The following is an 18,079-nucleotide window of genomic DNA, read 5'->3' on the forward strand; positions in this document are numbered from 1 at the left end:
TCGGCTCAGCTGACCGCCCTGAAAGGACTTCTGACCAGCAATGGCCGACGAAACCACCCCCATCACGCAGACTCCCGCGGAAGAGCAGCCGGTGCTGCGGATCGAGCCCGTCGGGCTCGAGACGGAGATGCAGCGCTCCTACCTCGACTATGCGATGTCCGTCATCGTCTCCCGCGCACTGCCCGACGTACGGGACGGCCTCAAGCCGGTCCACCGCCGGGTGCTGTACGCGATGTACGACGGCGGCTACCGGCCCGAGAAGGGCTTCTACAAGTGCGCCCGCGTCGTCGGCGACGTCATGGGCACCTACCACCCGCACGGTGACTCCTCGATCTACGACGCCCTGGTGCGCCTGGCCCAGCCGTGGTCGCTGCGGATGCCGCTCGTGGACTCCAACGGCAACTTCGGCTCCCCGGGCAACGACCCGGCGGCGGCGATGCGCTACACCGAGTGCAAGCTGATGCCGCTGGCCATGGAGATGCTCCGGGACATCGACGAGGAGACCGTCGACTTCACGGACAACTACGACGGCCGCAACCAGGAGCCGACCGTCCTGCCGGCGCGTTTCCCGAACCTGCTGGTCAACGGCAGCGCGGGCATCGCGGTCGGCATGGCCACCAACATCCCGCCGCACAACCTGCGCGAGGTCGCCGCCGGCGCGCAGTGGGCGCTGGAGCACCCGCAGGCCACGCACGAGGAGCTCCAGGACGCGCTCATCGAGCGGATCAAGGGTCCTGACTTCCCGTCGGGCGCCCTGGTCGTGGGCCGCAAGGGCATCGAGGAGGCGTACCGGACCGGTCGCGGCTCCATCACGATGCGCGCGGTCGTCGCGGTCGAGGAGATCCAGAACCGCCAGTGCCTGGTGGTCACGGAGCTCCCGTACCAGACCAACCCCGACAACCTCGCGCAGAAGATCGCGGACCTGGTCAAGGACGGCAAGGTCGGCGGTATCGCCGACGTCCGTGACGAGACCTCGTCGCGGACCGGCCAGCGCCTGGTGATCGTGCTCAAGCGCGACGCCGTCGCCAAGGTCGTGCTGAACAACCTCTACAAGCACACCGATCTGCAGACCAACTTCGGCGCGAACATGCTGGCACTGGTGGACGGCGTGCCGCGCACGCTGTCGATCGACGCCTTCATCCGCCACTGGGTGCAGCACCAGATCGAGGTCATCGTCCGGCGCACGAAGTTCCGCCTGCGCAAGGCGGAGGAGCGCGCGCACATCCTGCGCGGTCTGCTCAAGGCGCTGGACGCGATCGACGAGGTCATCGCGCTGATCCGGCGCAGCAACACCGTCGAGATCGCGCGCGAGGGCCTGATGGGCCTGCTGGAGATCGACGAGATCCAGGCGAACGCGATCCTCGAGATGCAGCTGCGGCGCCTGGCGGCCCTGGAGCGGCAGAAGATCGTCGCCGAGCACGACGAGCTCCAGGCCAAGATCAACGAGTACAACGCGATCCTGGCCTCGGAAGAGCGCCAGCGCACCATCGTCAGCGAGGAACTGGCCGCGATCGTCGAGAAGTTCGGCGACGACCGGCGTTCCAAGCTCGTGCCCTTCGACGGCGACATGTCCATGGAGGACTTGATCGCCGAAGAGGACATCGTCGTCACGATCACGCACGGCGGCTACGTCAAGCGGACCAAGACCGAGGACTACCGCTCGCAGAAGCGCGGCGGCAAGGGCGTGCGCGGCACGAAGCTGAAGCAGGACGACCTGGTCGACCACTTCTTCGTCTCCACCACGCACCACTGGCTGCTGTTCTTCACGAACAAGGGCCGCGTCTACCGGTCGAAGGCGTACGAGCTCCCGGACGCCGGCCGCGACGCCCGCGGGCAGCACGTGGCGAACCTGCTGGCCTTCCAGCCGGACGAGAAGATCGCCCAGATCCTCGCGATCCGCGACTACGAGGCGGCGCCCTACCTGATCCTGGCCACCAAGGGCGGCCTGGTGAAGAAGACGGCGCTGAAGGACTACGACTCGCCCCGTTCGGGTGGTGTCATCGCCATCAATCTCCGCGAGACGGAGAGCGGCGGCGACGACGAGCTGATCGGCGCCGAGCTGGTGTCCGCCGAGGACGACCTGCTGCTGATCAGCAAGAAGGCGCAGTCGATCCGCTTCACGGCGACCGACGACGCGCTGCGCCCGATGGGCCGCGCGACCTCGGGCGTGAAGGGCATGAGCTTCCGGGAGGGTGACGAACTGCTCTCCATGAGCGTGGTCCGGCCCGGTACGTTCGTCTTCACCGCGACCGACGGCGGCTACGCCAAGCGGACGCCGGTCGACGAGTACCGCGTCCAGGGCCGTGGCGGTCTGGGCATCAAGGCCGCCAAGATCGTGGAGGACCGCGGGTCCCTCGTCGGGGCACTCGTGGTGGACGAAACGGACGAGATTCTCGCCATCACGCTCAGCGGTGGTGTGATTCGTACGCGCGTCAACGAAGTCAGGGAGACCGGCCGTGACACCATGGGCGTCCAGCTGATCAACCTGGGCAAGCGCGATGCCGTGGTCGGCATCGCACGTAACGCCGAGGCCGGTCAGGAAGCTGACGAGGTCGACGAGATCGAGCCCGGGACGGAAACCGGGACCGACAGCGGGACCGAGGCGGCCGACGGACAGGCCGCCGAGGCCGCCGAGGGCACGCAGCCCTCGGCCGGGGAGCACGAGGAGTAAGTCGTGAGTGGAGCCACGGGCGCCGGACCGGCCAAGACTGGAGCGAATGGTGCCCGTGGCCCCGCCGCGGACTCCCAGGGGGGAACCGTGACGGATACCCGAGGACCGCAGCCGCAGCAGGCGGCAGCTGCGGGGACCGGTCAGGACCAGGCCGCACAGGCGTACCAGCCGCCGCAGGCGTACGCGACACCCCAGGGCGCCGGGGCGCCGCGGGGCGGCCCGGCCGGCGGTGCGCAGCGCAAGCCGCGCGTGGGGGCCCGTACGGCGCCCAGGACGCGCAAGGCGCGGCTGCGGGTGGCCAAGGCCGACCCCTGGTCGGTGATGAAGGTCAGCTTCCTTCTGTCGATCGCGCTGGGCGTCTGCACGATCGTGGCGGCGGTGGTGCTGTGGATGGTCATGGACGCGATGGGCGTCTTCTCGACCGTCGGCGGCACGATCAGCGAGGCGACCGGCTCGAACGAGAGCAACGGCTTCGACCTCCAGTCGTTCCTGTCGCTGCCCCGCGTACTGATCTTCACGTCGGTGATCGCGGTCATCGACGTGGTGCTGGCGACGGCCCTGGCGACCCTCGGCGCGTTCATCTACAACTTGTCGGCGGGCTTCGTCGGCGGTGTGGAGCTGACGCTCGCCGAGGACGAGTGACCTGCGCAGACGCTCGTCAGGAACCGATTTTGGACCTCCCGGGTCTGTGCGCTAACCTTCAGGAGTCAGCGCGCAGCGCGGATGGGGCTATAGCTCAGTTGGTTAGAGCGCATCCCTGATAAGGATGAGGCCACAGGTTCAAATCCTGTTAGCCCCACAGTGTCGAAGACCCCCAGGCCCAAGGCCTGGGGGTCTTTGTCGTCCGGGCAGTTGGCGGCCTCCCAGGTCACCGATCGGTATCGGTCGGTGTGTATTGTTGGGCGCCAGAAGTCCCCTACGTCAACGAAAGACGAGGTCGCGCGGTGAAGAAGCTGCTCCTGGTCGCACTGGCCGCCATCGGCGGGCTCCTCGTGTACCGCCAGATCCAGGCGGACCGCGCCGAGCAGGACCTGTGGACGGAGGCAACCGACTCCGTGCCTTCTGGTTCCGGTGTGTGAGACCCAAGGCTGATCGCATGAAGCCCCGGCTGCCGCTGCTGCCGGGGCTTTGTGCTGTTCTGTGACAAAAAGTTGCATTGCGCAAAGACGTGGCGTGCGCGAGCGAAACTCGGGGTGGGCGTGAGGGTTCTGACGGGGGCGGCGGTGCGGACGGGATCCGCGGTGGGGGCGGCGGCCCTGGTCCTGGCGGGCCTCTCCTGGACCGCCCACGCGGCACCGGCCGGGGAAACGGCGCCCCGGCCGGTGCCCGCGTACCGCGCCGCGCAGGACGCGAAGCAGATCGAGGGCACGCCTTCCACGGCCGACGCCCCGCGCCTGGAGCCGGGCGGCGTCTACGCGGACGAGATCGCCCCCGGGGAGCGCGTCTACCGCCTCGTCCTGGAGAAGGACCGGTCCAACGTGTACGTGTCGGCCGTGGTCCGGCCCCCGGCGGGCGCCGAGGTGTCGTACACCGATGGCATCGAGGTGGAGGTGATGACCACAGCCGGGCGGCCCTGCCCGGGCGGCACCGGCAGGACGAGCCTCGGCTCCGACCCCGTCCCCGTCAGTGCGGTCGGGGTCCGGTGGGGCGCCGAGGACGCCGACTGCGCGCCCGCCGGCGTCTACTACGTGAAGGTCACCCGCATCGCGGCCAAGGGGGCGGACCAACGTCCCTGGCCGTTGGAGCTGATGGTGCAGCGCGAGCCGGGCCGGGCCGCCGGCGGGCCCACGACGGCGCCCGGCAGCCTGCCTTCCGGGGCGCCGGCGCTGCCGGGGAGCGAGGCGGTGGGCCGTACCGGCGGGACCGGCTTCAACGACGCCCGCGCGCTGGGCGCCGGGGTGTGGCGCGACGAACTGCGGCCGGGCCAGACCCTCTACTACCGGGTGCCGCTGGACTGGGGCCGACGGCTGGGGATCGGCGCCGAACTCGCCGCCGCCAAGATGACCCGGCCGTACGGCTCCGCCTCCGACGGGCTCAGCGTCTCGCTCTACAACCCCTACCGGGGACTGGTCGCCGACGACGACGCCCCGTACGACGGCAAGCAGGCGGCGGTCACCCTGAAGGAGACACCGCCCGTCGCCTACGAGAACCGCTTCGCAAGCGATCGGGACGTACGGGCCGTGGGGATCGCGGGCTGGTACTACATCGCGGTGACCATGGGCGGGAAGGCCGCCGAGTTCACCGAGGACGCGGTACCCGTGCCGCTGACCCTGCGCACGGAGATCGGCGGCGCCCCGGCGAAGGCGCCCGCCTACACCGAGGGCCTCGCCGCCGGCGGTTTCGGAGTGGGAGCGCAGGACCTGGCCGCGGCCGAGGAGGGGCTCACCGCCCCGGAGGCCGCCGCGGCCATCGGGGAGCACGCGCTGATGCGGGTCGTGGCGGGCGCGGGCTTCGGCACCGGGGCGCTGCTGCTGGTCGTCCTGGGCGGCTGGATCCTGCTGGCCCGACGGGGGCGCGGCGCTACAGCCGGGTGAGGGCCCACACGCCGACGGCGAAGCAGAGCAGGGCCGCGACGAGGATCCCGGCCTTCACCCCGGTGGGGGGCGGGGCGATCCGGCCGGCCCGGGCGGACGGGGCCGTCCCGGGGGCGGGCGGCGAGAGGTGGAAACTTCCCGTCTCCGAGGGCTGGTACGAGGCCACGGTCACGGCGGAGCCGCGGGGATCGCCGGCAGCTGTCGGCACCGGGGTGGGGGCCCCGTACGCAGGGGGGAGGGAAGCGGGAGCGGGAACGGCGGGCGGGTGCGCGTACGGCGCCGGCGGCGGCGTCGGTGTGGCGGCGGACTGCGGGACCGGATCCGCGGCGGCGAGCGGCGCCGGACGAAGCGGCTGGTGGGCGGACGGATACGGGGCCCGCGGCTGGACCTGTGGCTGGGCCGGGACCTGTGGCTGGGCCTGGGCCTGGGTCTGCGACGGCACGGCGGCCGTGGGTGCCTGAGGGGTGACCGCGGCGGTGCTCAGCGGCCCCTGAGGGCCGAAACCTGCGGGCAGCGGGCCGAGTTGGTCGAACACCTCCACCGGGCCCTCCTCCGGCGCGGGCGGCCCGAGCAGCTCCACGGCCCCGGCGAGGGCCTTGCGTGCCCCTGTGGCCGTCCGGAACCGGCTGTCGGGGTCCGGCTGCAGCAGACCGGCGATGACGTCCCAGAGCGGCGCCGGAACGCCCTCCGGGGCGCCGGGAGTGCCGTGGGCGAGGAAGTGCTCCACCAGGGCCCGGGAGTCGGGCTTGCGCCCCTGGAGCAGGTAGAGGGCGACCAGCCCGACGGCGAAGAGGTCGGCGGGGAAGTCGGGTTCGGCGCCCATCAGTTGCTCGGGGGCGAAATACCCCGGGGTGCCGACGACGTAGTCGGTCTCGGTCAGCCGGGGCTCGCCCTTGCGCATGGAGATGCCGAAGTCGGACAGCCTCAGGTGCGGCCGTCCGGTACCGGTGGCCTCCATCAGGATGTTGGCCGGCTTGATGTCCCGGTGGACGACGCCTTCCGCGTGCACCGCCGCCAGCCCCGACAGGAGCTGGTCGAGCAGGGCGCACACGAACCGGGGAGGAAGGGGGCCGTAGTCCCCGATGACGTGGCCGAGGGAGCCGCCGCCGACCAGGTCCATGGTGAACAGGACCTTGTCGTCGTCGGCCGCCCAGCTGGCGGGGGCCAGGACGTGCGGGTGATCGATCCGCAGCGCCTGTTCCCGGACGAACCTCAAGAGGGTGTGGGCGTCGCTCTGCAGGAGGACCTTCGCGGCGACGTACCGGCGGCGGCGGTGGTCCCAGGCGCGCCACACCGCGCCCGCTCCGCCGCGCCCGACCGGGTCGACCAGCTCGTACCGACCGGCGAAGACCTCACCCATCGCTGTGCCCGTCCCCCGTCACGTGTCGGCCGCTGATCCGTCGTTGTGTGATCCGTCGTCGTGCGTGTCAGTTCTGGTGGGCCTCGTAGTGGGCGACCGCATCCGCCGTGCGGCCCGCGCCGTACACCCGGAGGAACTCTGCCAGTTCCGGATGGCTGGGGGCGAGGGTGGCCGCCGCGTCGATGATGTCGCCGGCCGCGGAGACCGAGCGCAGCAGCGACTGGATCTCGCGGACGACGCGCTTGACGGTGGGCGCGCCCGAACCGTTGGTGGTCTGACCGCTGTTGCTGAGGACGGAGCCTCCCTGGGTCTTCTTGATCTCGTCCATCCGGTCGGTGGCCTCCGCCGCGCTGACGCTTCCGTCGGCCACCTGGCCGGCGAGGTCCTGGAGGGCCTGGACGCGCTGCACCACGGCCGGATTGCCGATCTTGGCGCGCTGGCCGCTCATCAGCTGGGACAGCATGGGCGCCGACAGCCCGAGTACGGCAGCGAGGCGGGCCTGGTTCAAGCCGAGGTCATCTATGAGCCGGCGGAAGAGCGCTCCCAGGGGCTCCCCGTACCAACTGCGCTGGAGCTCTCTGGCTCTGGCCGTGGCCTCTTGCTGTACTGCGTCCACTCTCACTACTCCCCTTCGCTGGTGCGAACCTCGCGAGCATCTTACGGAGAGTGGTCGCGGCGCGGGAGTCCCTATCATTTTGCGGGATGAGGGGGTACACCCGGTACTCTGTCCTGCGGAACGGACGCTCCCCGTACGGGGGACCGGCGTGCCCGGATCCATGGGGCCTTAGCTCAGTTGGTAGAGCGCTGCCTTTGCAAGGCAGATGTCAGGAGTTCGAATCTCCTAGGCTCCACGGCAAGACCCCCTTGACCTGCGAAAACGCGGTCAGGGGGGTCTTTTTGTGTCCACGCGGCCGGTGCGTCGGGCAGGCCGCCGCGGCGGGTAGTGGCCGGGTCGTGGCCGGGTGTGGGCCGGCTCAGAGGTCGATCCAGTAGCGGCGCTTGGGGCCGATCAGGGTTTCGCGTACGTCCTCCAGGACGCCGCCGGACCGCTCGATCGTGCGCACCGAGGCCGCGTTGTCCGGGTCGCAGGTCAGCAGGACCCGGTCCATCCCCATCACGCGTGCCTCGTGCAGCACCGATTGCAGCGCGCGGCCGGCCACCCCGCGCCCCCGGGCGGAGGGCCGGACGCTGTAGCCGATGTGGCCGCCCGCGTCGACCAGGAACGCGTTCAGGTAGTGGCGCAGGTCTATGGCGCCCAGGTAGGTGTCACCTTCGGTGATCCACCAGTACGTCGCGTGGACCCGGCCCTGCTCGACCGGCCGTCTGCGGTCCGCGTACCCGTGCAGGCGCTCCACCCACGCGGCGAATCCCGCAGGACTGTCCACGTCGTCCTCGGAGCCCAGGCCGGCGCCGTCCATATGGCCGTCGGGGCCCCATTCCTCGCGGGCGGCGAGCCAGGAGGAGTGCAGCCGGGGGGTGGGCGGTATCAGCTCGGGCATGTTCCGGACGATAACAGCCGGTTCCGAGTCGACCGGGCCGCCCGGCCCCCGCCGCTGTTTCACGTGAAACATGGGCCCGTGGGGAGGCGCACGACCACCGCCTCTGTCCGGTCCCCCGGATGGCCCCGTCACGGGGCCGCCCGGCCCCGGCTGTCAGAGAGTGGGGGAAGGCACCGTGCCCGGGGGGCGACACCACGCCGGAGGCGTACACACATGGGACTCTTCGACTTTCTGAAGTCCGACAAGAAGAAGGAACACGAGGCCGGCGAGAAGGCGAAGGAGCAGGTGGAGCAACAGCCGTCCGGGGCAGCGCCCCCTGCCACCAGCCAGGCCGCCGACGCCGCCTCGGTCACCCGGGCGGCCGCCGAGCGCATGGCCGCTCCCGCCCCGCCGAAGCCCGCCACGGCGCCCGGGCCCGCTCCCACCGCGCCGAAGCCCGCCGCAACCGCGCCGCACCGGGTCACCCACACACCGACCCCGGCGTCCGCCGCGCACAAAGCGGTTCCCGCGGCCCCCAAGCCGGCGCCCACGGCGAAGAAGCGCACGTACACGGTCAGGTCAGGCGACTCGCTCTCCGCGATCGCCCGCCGCGAGCTCGGCAACGAGGCGCGCTGGCGCGAGCTCTACGCCATGAACAAGGGCATCGTCGGTGACAACCCCGACCTCATCCTTCCGGGCATGATCCTCACGCTTCCCAGCTGACGGCCGCCACGGGAGGGCGCCGGCCCCGAAACGACGGCGACAGCCGGCCGGGTGGGACAGCCGGAGCGGACACCGGGTGGACAGCCGAAGGGCCCGGATCCTGGTGGATCCGGGCCCTTCGTCCGGCGGACGCCGGGGTCAGAGCTGCCTATTGTCTCCGGCAGCCGGCCCCGAGCCCGCTTCGCGCTCCTTCTCCGCCAGCTCGTCGTCGAAGCTCGTCGCCGCGGTGTCCCCCGCCGGCACCTCCGTCGCCGCGGGCGGCTCGACGAGCCAGTCCGGGTTCGACTGCTGGTCCCACCACTTCCACGCCGCGTAGGCACCGCCGGCCAGCAGGCCGACCAGGGCGACGCCCTTGAACAGCCGGCCCCTGCGGGCACGCCGCTCGTGGCGCCGCACCAGCCGCTGGATCTCCTGCGGCGTCACCTGGCCGCGCAGTGCCGCCAGCGCGGCCGTCGACCGCGCGGCGGCCTCCCCGGCGACCGGGGTGGCGGCCGCGAGGGCGCTCTCCAGGCGCGGCTGCGTGTAGTCGGCGGCCTGGCGGGCGGCCCGGCGTGTCTGTTCCACCGCCTTCGTCGCCGCCCGGTCGACATTGGGCGGTACGTGGGTGCGTGCGGCCTTCAGCCGGGGGTGCACGTGGCTGTCGTAGGTCGTACGGGCTTGCCGTGCGGCCTCGTTGGCCGCGTACGACACCTTCGGCGCCAGCCGCTCATTCGCCTCATGCGCGTAATGCACCGCGGCATCCTTGGCGGATTCTGCGTACGGCGCCACCACTTCCGACGCGTGCCGCACAGTCTCCCTGGCGCTCTCGGCGGCCAGGCGCACGCTGTCCTTGCGGGTCACGGGATCCTCCTCCTCGGTGGCGACACAGCTCACCTTTCCACCCTTTGTCGGATCATGCCTGTCACCCCGCCGAGCGGCATGCGCGACAGGGCATACGGGTGGACGATTTCTCTGCCGCGGAGCGCTCCGTGGCACTATCTGGACCGACAGTGATGACTATGGAAGGCAGACCCGTGGCCGAGAAGCTCTACGCCACCCTGAAGACGAGTCTCGGTGACATCGAGATCGAGCTGCTGGAGAACTTCGCTCCGAAGACCGTCCGCAACTTCGTGGAGCTCGCCACCGGTGCCCGCGAGTGGACCCGTCCCACCGACGGGCAGAAGACCACGGAGCCGCTCTACGACGGCACCGTCTTCCACCGCGTCATCGGCGGTTTCATGATCCAGGGCGGCGACCCGCTCGGCAACGGCACCGGCGGCCCCGGCTACCAGTTCGCCGACGAGTTCCACCCCGACCTGGCCTTCACCAAGCCGTACCTGCTCGCCATGGCCAATGCCGGTCCGGGCACCAACGGCTCGCAGTTCTTCATCACCGTCGCCCCCACCGCCTGGCTGACCCGCAAGCACACCATCTTCGGCGAGGTCACCGGCCCGGCCGGCCGCAAGGTCGTGGACGCCATCGCGGGCAGCGCCACCAACCCGCGCACCGAACGCCCCCTGGACGACGTGATCATCCAGTCGGTCGTGATCGAGCGGCGCTGACGGCGGCCGTCGCGCGGCCGGGAACCTTTGCGCCCCGCCCGTCCGTCCTGGATACATACCGGACCGGCGGGGTGTCCTCCCGCTCCGCCGCTGATCGAGGGGACCGATGGACACCGACCGTCTGCCGGGCTGCTACCGCCACCCGGACCGCTCCACGGGCATCAGCTGTACCCGCTGCGGCCGCCCCATCTGCCCCGAGTGCATGACCAGCGCTTCGGTCGGCTTCCAGTGCCCCGACTGCGTCCGCGGCGGCTCCGGCACCGGCCACCGGCCCGCCGCCAACGCGCCGCGCACCCTCGCGGGCGGGACGGTCGCCGCCGATCCGCAGCTGGTCACCAAGGTCCTGATCGGGCTCAACGCCGCCGTGTTCCTCGCCGGTCTGGCCGCCCCGTCCCTCGTGGTCCGGCTGGAGCTGCTCGGCCGGTACGTCGAGTTCTTCGACGCCCCGGTGGAAGGGATCTCGACCGGCCAGTACTACCGCCTGCTGAGCTCGGTGTTCCTGCACGTCGAATGGTGGCACCTGATCGGCAACATGATCGGGCTGTGGGTGATCGGCGGTCCGCTGGAGGCGGCCCTCGGCCGGTCCCGCTACCTCGCCGTCTACCTGCTGTCGGGGCTCGGGGGCAGCGCCCTGGTCTATCTGCTCACCGCCCCGAACACCCCGACGCTCGGTGCGTCCGGTGCCGTGTTCGGCCTGCTCGGAGCCACCGTCGTCCTGGCCCGCCGGCTGCGCTACGAGATGCGCCCGGTGATCACCATGGTCGTCCTGATGCTGGTATTGACCTTCGTACCCCTCGGCGGCAGCCTCAGCGTGTCCTGGCAGGCGCACGTGGGCGGCCTGGTGACCGGGGCGCTGGTGGGTGTGGGCATGCTCCGGCCGGCCGCCGGCAGGAACCGCGCACTGATCCAGTGGGGGACCTGTGCGGCGGTGTTCCTGCTGGCCGCAGCGGTGATCTGGGCCCGCACGGCGGAACTCACCTGATCACACCGGCGTCAACTCTCCACAGAGTTATCCACAGATCTTCTGTCTTTTCCTCAGGTGTGGATGACGCTGTGGATAACTCATGGGGAGAGCTTCCCCTCAGGGGTGGTCTGCTGCTACTTCCACTGCGTGGAGACGCCGAAGCCCGCCGCGATGAAGCCGAAACCGACCACGATGTTCCAATTGCCCAGCGCCTCGATCGGCAGCTGGGTCTCGGTCACGTAGAAGACGACGATCCACGCGAGTCCGATCAGGAAGAGGGCCAGCATGACCGGGGCGACCCAGCTGCGGTTCGTCAGCCTGATGCTCTGCGGCTGCCGCGTGGGCGGCGGCGTGTAGTCGTCCTTCTTGCGGATACGTGACTTCGGCACGAGGGGCTCTCCTGTCGATGCGCTGGGGACCTTGCCTGCCCCGGGCGTCCGTTAGCGTAGTGGACCTGTGGCGTTGAAGGAGAAGGGTACGTTGAGCAATTCAGACGACTCCTCCGCGGGTCCCCGTCGCCGGGCCAGACCGGTCCGGCTGCTGACGGCCGCCGTCTTCGCCCTGGCCGGGCTGCTCTTCGTCACCAGTTTCAACACCTCCAAGGGTACGAACATCCGGACCGACGCCTCGCTGCTGAAGCTGTCGGACCTCATCGAGGAGCGCAGCCAGAACAACGCGGCGCTGGAGACGGACGCCGCGGCGGCACGCCGGCGGGTGGACGCGCTCGCCGAGCGCGACGACGGCAGCACCAAGGCCGAGGACGCCAAGCTGGCGGCCCTGCGCAAAGCGTCCGGCACCGAGGAGCTCTCCGGCAAGGGCCTGACGGTCACCCTCAACGACGCCCCGCCGGGCGCCACCGCCCGCATCCCCAACGTGCCCGAGCCCCAGCCCAACGACCTGGTGATCCACCAGCAGGACCTCCAGGCCGTGGTGAACGCCCTGTGGCAGGGCGGCGCACAGGGCGTCCAGGTCATGGACCAGCGGCTCATCGCCACCAGTGCGGTCCGCTGCGTCGGCAACACCCTGATCCTCCAGGGCCGGGTGTACTCGCCGCCCTACAAGGTCTCCGCCGTCGGGGACCCAGGCGCGCTGCGCAAGGCCCTTGGCGCCTCCCCGGCCCTGCAGAACTACCAGATGTACGTCAACGCCTACGGGCTCGGCTGGAAAGTGGACGAGCACAGGGCGCTGACACTTCCCGGCTACTCCGGCACAGTGGACCTCCACTATGCGAAGCCGGTGGAGCCCTCGTCCTGAGGGGATACGGCCCGACGTCGTCCTGCGCCTGGCGGTGCGGACGTTCAGCGAGGTGTGCCTGACGGCCGGCACCCTGATCGTGCTGTTCGTGGTCTACGTACTGCTGTGGACGGGCGTCAAGGCGGACCGGGCCATGGACGGCGAGATGATCCGGCTGCGCGACGACTGGTCGGCGGCCGGCGCGGCCGGCGGCGCCGCACCGGCGCCGGCGGCGACACCGACGGCTTCCCCCGCGCCCGCGCGGGCCCCCGGCCCCGCGCCGTCCCCCGATCCCGCCCCCGCCCGGTCCACCGGATATCCGGCCGGCCGGGCCTTCGCCGAGATGTACATCCCGCGCTTCGGCCCGGACTGGAACAAGCCCGTGCTGGAGGGCACGGACCCCGGCCTGCTGAAGAAGGGCCTGGGGCACTACGCCGCAACCGCCCCCCTCGGCGCCACCGGCAACTTCTCGGTCGCGGGCCACCGGCGCACCTACGGAGACCCCTTCAAGGACTTCCCGCTGCTGCGCCCCGGCGACGCCGTCATCCTCAAGGACGCCACGACCTGGTACACCTACACGGTCCGCGGCGGCCCGCTGCGCACCCTGCCCACGGACGTCGGCGTGGTCGACCCCGTCCCCCGGAAGTCGCCCTTCACGGCGCCCGGCCGCTACCTCACGCTCACGACCTGTGATCCCGAGTGGGGCCACAGCCACCGGCTGGTCGTCTGGGCGGAGCTGACCGGCACGCGCCCCGTGGGCCGGGGCGGACCGGAGGGATTGCCGAGGTGACCCTCCCGGCCGGGCCGCTGCCTTTAGTCTGTTCGCGTACCGCCCCCGCGGTGCGGGCAACGATCGTGGACGAGAAGGAAACGGACGGCATGTACGGCTGGATCTGGCGGCATCTGCCGGGCAACGCGTGGGTACGCGCGCTGATCTCGCTCGTACTGGTCCTCGCGGTGGTCTTCGTGCTGTTCCAGTACGTCTTCCCGTGGGCCGAGCCCCTCCTTCCGTTCAACGATGTGACGGTGGACGAGGGATCGGGAGCCACTCCGTGAGCGCGCGCATTCTGGTCGTGGACAACTACGACAGCTTTGTCTTCAACCTGGTCCAGTACCTCTACCAGCTCGGCGCCGAGTGCGAGGTGCTGCGCAACGACCAGGTCGAGCTCTCGCACGCGCAGGACGGCTTCGACGGCGTGCTGCTCTCCCCCGGCCCCGGGACGCCGGAGGAGGCGGGGGTCTGCGTCGACATGGTCCGCCACTGCGCGCGGACGGGCGTCCCCGTCTTCGGCGTGTGTCTGGGCATGCAGTCGATGGCGGTCGCCTACGGAGGGGTCGTGGGCCGGGCCCCCGAGCTGCTGCACGGCAAGACCTCGCCCGTCACCCACGGGGGGCTGGGGGTCTTCGAGGGGCTCCCGTCGCCGTTCACCGCGACCCGGTACCACTCCCTGGCCGCCGAGCCCCTGACCCTGCCCGACGCGCTGGAGGTCACGGCGCGGACCGAGGACGGGATCATCATGGGTCTGCGCCACCGGGAGCACGACGTCGAGGGCGTGCAGTTCCACCCCGAGTCGGTGCTGACCGAGTGGGGCCACCGGATGCTCGCGAACTGGCTGGTCCGCTGCGGTGACGCGGGCGCGGTGGAGCGCTCGGTGGGGCTGGCCCCGGTGGTGGGCAAGGCCGTCGCGTGACCGTGCTCGCGCCGTCCGCCCCCACGGAGGGCCGGGCCGCGCGACGCAGGGCAGCTCAGGAGGCCGCGAAGCGGGCCGCCCGGCACAGCCGCAGGCGGGGAGGACGGCGCCGCAGGCGGCCCGCCTCGGGCGGTCCGGTGGTCGTCGCGAGCCGGCTGGGCGGGGAACTGTTCATCACAGTGGGCCTGGTGATGCTGCTGTTCGTCGCCTATCAGCTCTGGTACACGAACATCGTGGCGGGGCGGGAGGCGGACGGCGCCGCGGGCTCGCTCCGGCAGACCTGGCAGCGCGATCCGGGCACCGGCACGGCCGCCGCACCGCCGGTGGCGGCCTTCGAGCCCGGCCAGGGCTTCGCGATCATGTACATCCCGAAGCTGGATCTGAAGGTGCCGGTGGCGGAGGGGGTCAGCAAACCGAAGGTGCTCGACCGGGGGATGGTCGGGCACTACGGGGAGGGACCGCTCAAGACGGCGATGCCGGCGGACAAGCAGGGGAACTTCGCGGTGGCCGGCCACCGCAACACCCACGGCGAGCCGTTCCGCTACATCAACCGGCTGGTGCCGGGCGACCCCGTCGTCGTCGAGACGCGGGACGCCTACTACACGTACGAGACGACCTCGTCCCTGGCGCAGACGCCGCCGACGAACGTGTCGGTGCTGCGGCCGGTGCCGGAGGGCTCCGGCTTCACCTCACCGGGCCGGTACCTCACCCTGACCACCTGCACCCCGGAGTTCACCAGCACCTACCGGATGATCGTATGGGGCAGGATGACCGACGAACGCCCCCGCAGCCAGGGCCCGCCGCCCGCGCTGACCCGCTCGTAGACCGCCCGAAGGACGAATCAGCAGTGTCTCGCGCCCACCGCCGCCCCGCCGCCGCCGAGCGGCCCCCGCGCCGCAGCGTGCTCGCCGGTTTCCTGAGCCTGCTGGGCGAGCTCCTGATCACGCTGGGCCTGGTGCTGGGCCTGTTCGTGGCCTACTCGCTGTGGTGGACGAACGTGCTCGCGGACCGGCAGGCGTCGGCGCGGGGCGACGAGGTCCGCCGCCAGTGGCAGACGCCCGCCCCGTCGAAGAACGGGGAGCCGGGGGCCCTGGACACGCAGGACGGCGTCGGCTTCCTGCACGTGCCGGCGATGGAGAACGGCGAGGTACTGGTCAAGCGGGGCACGGACCCGGACGTCCTCGACGACGGCGTGGCGGGCTACTACACGCAGCCGGTGAAGTCGGCGCTGCCGGGGGACGGGGAGGGAAACTTCGCCCTCGCCGCGCACCGGGACGGCCACGGCGCGAAGTTCCACGACATCGACAAGCTCGACAACGGCGACGCGATCGTCTTCGAGACCAAGGACACCTGGTACGTGTACAAGGTCTTCGCACAACTGCGCCAGACGTCGAAGTACGACGTCGACGTGATCAGTCCGGTCCCGAAGGAGTCGGGCAGGACGGCCCCGGGGCGCTACATCACGCTGACGACGTGCACGCCGGTGTACACCTCGAAGTACCGGTACGTCGTGTGGGGCGAGCTGGTCCGCACCGAGAAGGCCGACGCGAAGCGGACGCCGCCGGCCGAGCTGCGCTGAGGCCGCCGCCGGACACCGCGCCCGGACGCCCCACAGGCCCCTCGGAGCCCTGTGGAAGGCGCCGCCCGGAGGCGGAGCCCCCGCGGCCCGTCCCGGGGGCCGCCGGACGCCCCACGGGCCGCCCAGCAGGCCGCGCGGAGTGCGCCGCCGATACGTGCGAAGGCCCGACCCCCGGGGGCCGGACCTTCGTACATGTGTGCCGTGCGTCGCCTAGCGGCGCCCGCCGCCGCCGGTCAGGCCGCCGAAGAGGCCGCCTCCGCCGTTGTTGTTGCCGCCGTCCTGCTGGCCCTGGATGGTGAACACGTTCACCGGAGTACCGGAGTTGAGCGTCGTGCCGGCGGCCGGGTCGGACAGCACCACGATCGCGTTGTCGTCCGTCGGGCCGGACATGACCCTGCCGAAGGTCAGGTTCTTGGCCGCCAGCTCCTGCTTGGCCTGCGCCACCGTCTTCTGGGCGAGGTTCGGTACCTGGGTCTGCTGGGCGGCCTTGGTGACGGTGATGTTGACCGTCTTGCCCACCTCGATCTGCTCACCCGGCTGGTACTGCTGCTGGATGATCTTCTTCGGCTCGGCCCCGGGGGACTCGACCTCCGTGGTGCTGCCCAGCTTGAGCTTGACGTCCGACAGGAGCTTGGCCGCCTCCTCGCGGGTCTTGCCCTTGAGGTCGGGGACGACGGCCTTGGACAGCTCCTTGGCGACGGTCAGGGTGATGACGTCGTTCTTCTTCGCGTCGGCGCCGGCCTTGGGGTTCTGGTCCAGGACGACGCCCGGGGTGCGGTCGGACTCCTGGTTCTTGCGCTCCACCTGGAAGCCCTTGGCCTTGAGGGTCTTCTCCGCCTCGTCGTACTGGGCGCTCAGCACGTCCGGTACGGGGATCGAGGGGGCGCCGGTGGAGACGGTCACCTTGACCGTGGAGCCCTTCTCGGCCTTGGAGTCGGCCGCCGGGTCCTGCTTGCAGATGTTGCCCTTGGGCTGGTCCTCGCAAGCCGCGTCGGCTTCCTTCACGACCTTGAGGCCGACGTTGTTCACGCTCTGCTGCGCCTGCTCCAGCGTCGTGCCGATGAGCTTCGGTACGAGGGGCCGGTTGTCGGCGCGGCCCTTGGACAGGGAGCTGCCGATGAGGATCGCGCCGACCAGGACGAGGACGCCCGCCGCCACGAGCAGGATCATGGACGCCTTGCTCTTCTTCTGCTGGCGGCGGTGCGGTCCCTGGTCGTAGCCCTGGTCGCCGTACCCGTATCCGCCGTCGCCCGGGGGCATGGGCGGCATCATCGAGGTCTGCCCGCCCGAGTCCGCGGGGCGCAGGGCGGTGGTGGGCTGGTCGTAGCCCGGGTGGCCGTAGCCGTGGCCCTGGTCGGGGTAGCCGTAGCCGGCCGCGCCCATGGAGGCGGTGGCGGCGACGGGCTGCCCGTCGAGGCAGGCCTCGATGTCGGCGCGCATCTCATCGGCGGACTGGTAGCGGTAGTCCGGGTCCTTGACCAGGGCCTTGAGGACGATGGCGTCCATCTCGGGCGTGATCTCGGGGTCGAAGTTCGACGGCGGCTGCGGCTCTTCCCGCACGTGCTGGTAGGCGACCGCCACGGGGGAGTCGCCGATGAAGGGGGGCCGCACGCACAGCAGTTCGTACAGCAGGCACCCGGCGGAGTAGAGGTCGGAGCGGGCGTCGACCTGCTCGCCCTTGGCCTGCTCCGGGGAGAGGTACTGGGCGGTGCCGATGACGGCGGCCGTCTGCGTCATGGTCATGCCGGAGTCGCCCATGGCGCGCGCGATGCCGAAGTCCATGACCTTGACCTGGCCGGTGCGGGTCAGCATCACGTTGGCGGGCTTGATGTCGCGGTGCACGATGCCGGCGCGGTGCGAGTACTCCAGGGCCTGGAGGATGCCGATGCACATCTCCAGCGTCCGCTCGGGCAGCAGCTTGCGTCCGGAGTGCAGCAGCTCGCGCAGGGTGGAGCCGTCGACGTACTCCATCACGATGTACGGGATGGAGATGTTGTCGACGTAGTCCTCGCCGGTGTCGTAGACGGCGACGATCGCGGGGTGGTTCAGCGACGCGGCCGACTGCGCCTCGCGACGGAACCGGGCCTGGAAGGACGGGTCTCGGGCGAGGTCGGCACGCAGGGTCTTGACGGCGACGGTACGGCCGAGCCGGGTGTCGTGGGCGAGGTAGACCTCGGCCATGCCACCGCGGCCGAGCACGTGGCTCAGCTCGTACCGGCCGCCGAGGCGACGCGGCTCTTCCATAACGTTGCAGCCCTCTCCGTCAGTCCCGACCGCACCTGTGTGTGGTCCGGCGGTGTGCTGT

General features: G+C 71.1%; 18 protein-coding genes, 2 tRNA genes and 1 pseudogene. 15 read left to right on the forward strand and 6 right to left on the reverse strand.

Annotation, left to right across the window (positions count from 1 at the left end; all coding sequences use genetic code 11):
* The first annotated feature begins 40 nt into the window (after positions 1 to 40).
* From gyrA to AMK16_RS18450, 5 genes are all read left to right on the forward strand, one after another.
* Positions 41 to 2,671 (forward strand): DNA gyrase subunit A, encoded by a 2,631-nt coding sequence (gene gyrA / locus AMK16_RS18430; RefSeq protein ID WP_073916939.1) that lies wholly within the window; start codon positions 41 to 43, stop codon positions 2,669 to 2,671.
* A gap of 3 nt (positions 2,672 to 2,674) precedes the next feature.
* A complete protein-coding gene (locus tag AMK16_RS18435) occupies positions 2,675 to 3,313 on the forward strand; it encodes a DUF3566 domain-containing protein (RefSeq protein ID WP_073916942.1) in 639 nt (212 codons plus the stop codon).
* A gap of 83 nt (positions 3,314 to 3,396) precedes the next feature.
* Positions 3,397 to 3,470 (forward strand) — tRNA-Ile (locus AMK16_RS18440).
* Positions 3,471 to 3,615: 145 nt separating this feature from the next.
* Positions 3,616 to 3,750, forward strand: coding sequence for a DLW-39 family protein (locus AMK16_RS37280; protein WP_208809277.1), 135 nt, complete (start codon positions 3,616 to 3,618; stop codon positions 3,748 to 3,750).
* A 120-nt stretch (positions 3,751 to 3,870) separates the two neighbouring features.
* The gene (locus AMK16_RS18450; protein ID WP_242438785.1) at positions 3,871 to 5,205 is read left to right on the forward strand and encodes a hypothetical protein; all 1,335 of its coding nucleotides are present in this window, start codon (positions 3,871 to 3,873) and stop codon (positions 5,203 to 5,205) included.
* Here AMK16_RS18450 and AMK16_RS18455 read toward each other — a convergent pair.
* Positions 5,192 to 6,565: a serine/threonine-protein kinase gene (locus AMK16_RS18455; protein WP_073916948.1), complete on the reverse strand. Its 1,374-nt coding sequence runs from the start codon at positions 6,563 to 6,565 to the stop codon at positions 5,192 to 5,194. The two genes, AMK16_RS18450 and AMK16_RS18455, sit on opposite strands and share 14 nt — an antisense overlap.
* 67 nt (positions 6,566 to 6,632) lie before the next feature.
* Positions 6,633 to 7,181 carry a helix-turn-helix domain-containing protein gene (locus AMK16_RS18460; RefSeq protein WP_073916951.1) on the reverse strand — a complete coding sequence of 183 codons (549 nt, stop codon included), beginning with the start codon at positions 7,179 to 7,181 and terminating at the stop codon, positions 6,633 to 6,635.
* 162 nt (positions 7,182 to 7,343) lie between these two features.
* Between AMK16_RS18460 and AMK16_RS18465 the strand changes: the two genes are divergently transcribed.
* Positions 7,344 to 7,416 (forward strand) — tRNA-Ala (locus AMK16_RS18465).
* A gap of 123 nt (positions 7,417 to 7,539) precedes the next feature.
* Here the strand turns inward: AMK16_RS18465 and AMK16_RS18470 are convergent.
* A complete protein-coding gene (locus AMK16_RS18470; RefSeq protein ID WP_073916954.1) occupies positions 7,540 to 8,064 on the reverse strand; it encodes a GNAT family N-acetyltransferase in 525 nt (174 codons plus the stop codon).
* A 213-nt stretch (positions 8,065 to 8,277) separates the two neighbouring features.
* Between AMK16_RS18470 and AMK16_RS36660 the strand changes: the two genes are divergently transcribed.
* The gene (locus AMK16_RS36660) at positions 8,278 to 8,766 is read left to right on the forward strand and encodes a LysM peptidoglycan-binding domain-containing protein (protein ID WP_073916957.1); all 489 of its coding nucleotides are present in this window, start codon (positions 8,278 to 8,280) and stop codon (positions 8,764 to 8,766) included.
* Positions 8,767 to 8,904: 138 nt separating this feature from the next.
* Here the strand turns inward: AMK16_RS36660 and AMK16_RS18480 are convergent, their stop codons facing one another.
* Complete coding sequence (locus AMK16_RS18480; RefSeq protein WP_079191599.1) at positions 8,905 to 9,606, reverse strand: DUF5324 family protein; 702 nt, start codon at positions 9,604 to 9,606, stop codon at positions 8,905 to 8,907.
* 173 nt (positions 9,607 to 9,779) lie between these two features.
* Here AMK16_RS18480 and AMK16_RS18485 point away from each other — a divergent pair, with 173 nt between their 5' ends.
* Together AMK16_RS18485 and AMK16_RS18490 are read left to right on the forward strand one after the other, a co-directional pair.
* Entirely contained in the window at positions 9,780 to 10,307 is a 528-nt protein-coding gene (locus AMK16_RS18485; protein ID WP_073916963.1) for a peptidylprolyl isomerase, read from the forward strand.
* Between the two features lie 106 nt (positions 10,308 to 10,413).
* Positions 10,414 to 11,289: a rhomboid family intramembrane serine protease gene (locus AMK16_RS18490; protein ID WP_073916966.1), complete on the forward strand. Its 876-nt coding sequence runs from the start codon at positions 10,414 to 10,416 to the stop codon at positions 11,287 to 11,289.
* 116 nt (positions 11,290 to 11,405) lie between these two features.
* On the opposite strand, the gene crgA is transcribed toward AMK16_RS18490, so the two are convergent.
* Positions 11,406 to 11,660 carry a cell division protein CrgA gene (gene crgA / locus AMK16_RS18495; RefSeq protein WP_069921049.1) on the reverse strand — a complete coding sequence of 85 codons (255 nt, stop codon included), beginning with the start codon at positions 11,658 to 11,660 and terminating at the stop codon, positions 11,406 to 11,408.
* Between the two features lie 91 nt (positions 11,661 to 11,751).
* Here crgA and AMK16_RS18500 point away from each other — a divergent pair, with 91 nt between their 5' ends.
* The 6 genes and pseudogenes from AMK16_RS18500 (at position 11,752) to AMK16_RS18520 (ending at position 15,774) form a co-directional block, all read left to right on the forward strand.
* Positions 11,752 to 12,525 carry a DUF881 domain-containing protein gene (locus AMK16_RS18500; RefSeq protein ID WP_073916969.1) on the forward strand — a complete coding sequence of 258 codons (774 nt, stop codon included), beginning with the start codon at positions 11,752 to 11,754 and terminating at the stop codon, positions 12,523 to 12,525.
* The gene (locus AMK16_RS18505; RefSeq protein ID WP_079191571.1) at positions 12,497 to 13,294 is read left to right on the forward strand and encodes a class E sortase; all 798 of its coding nucleotides are present in this window, start codon (positions 12,497 to 12,499) and stop codon (positions 13,292 to 13,294) included. Before AMK16_RS18500 ends, AMK16_RS18505 begins: the two co-directional genes overlap by 29 nt.
* Before the next feature lie 50 nt (positions 13,295 to 13,344).
* Positions 13,345 to 13,560: a hypothetical protein gene (locus tag AMK16_RS35820; protein ID WP_143196830.1), complete on the forward strand. Its 216-nt coding sequence runs from the start codon at positions 13,345 to 13,347 to the stop codon at positions 13,558 to 13,560.
* Complete coding sequence (locus tag AMK16_RS18510) at positions 13,557 to 14,195, forward strand: aminodeoxychorismate/anthranilate synthase component II (protein WP_073916972.1); 639 nt, start codon at positions 13,557 to 13,559, stop codon at positions 14,193 to 14,195. Before AMK16_RS35820 ends, AMK16_RS18510 begins: the two co-directional genes overlap by 4 nt.
* A gap of 140 nt (positions 14,196 to 14,335) precedes the next feature.
* Positions 14,336 to 15,019 (forward strand): annotated as a pseudogene (locus AMK16_RS18515) (class E sortase); the annotation flags it as partial.
* Between the two features lie 23 nt (positions 15,020 to 15,042).
* Positions 15,043 to 15,774 carry a class E sortase gene (locus AMK16_RS18520; protein WP_073916975.1) on the forward strand — a complete coding sequence of 244 codons (732 nt, stop codon included), beginning with the start codon at positions 15,043 to 15,045 and terminating at the stop codon, positions 15,772 to 15,774.
* 210 nt (positions 15,775 to 15,984) lie between these two features.
* Here AMK16_RS18520 and pknB read toward each other — a convergent pair whose 3' ends face one another.
* On the reverse strand, positions 15,985 to 18,018 hold the full coding sequence (pknB, locus tag AMK16_RS18525; protein ID WP_073916978.1) for a Stk1 family PASTA domain-containing Ser/Thr kinase: 2,034 nt from the start codon (positions 18,016 to 18,018) through the stop codon (positions 15,985 to 15,987).
* Positions 18,019 to 18,079 lie beyond the last annotated feature (61 nt).

This window comes from Streptomyces sp. CB00455, from assembly GCF_001905445.1.
GTDB lineage: Bacteria > Actinomycetota > Actinomycetes > Streptomycetales > Streptomycetaceae > Streptomyces.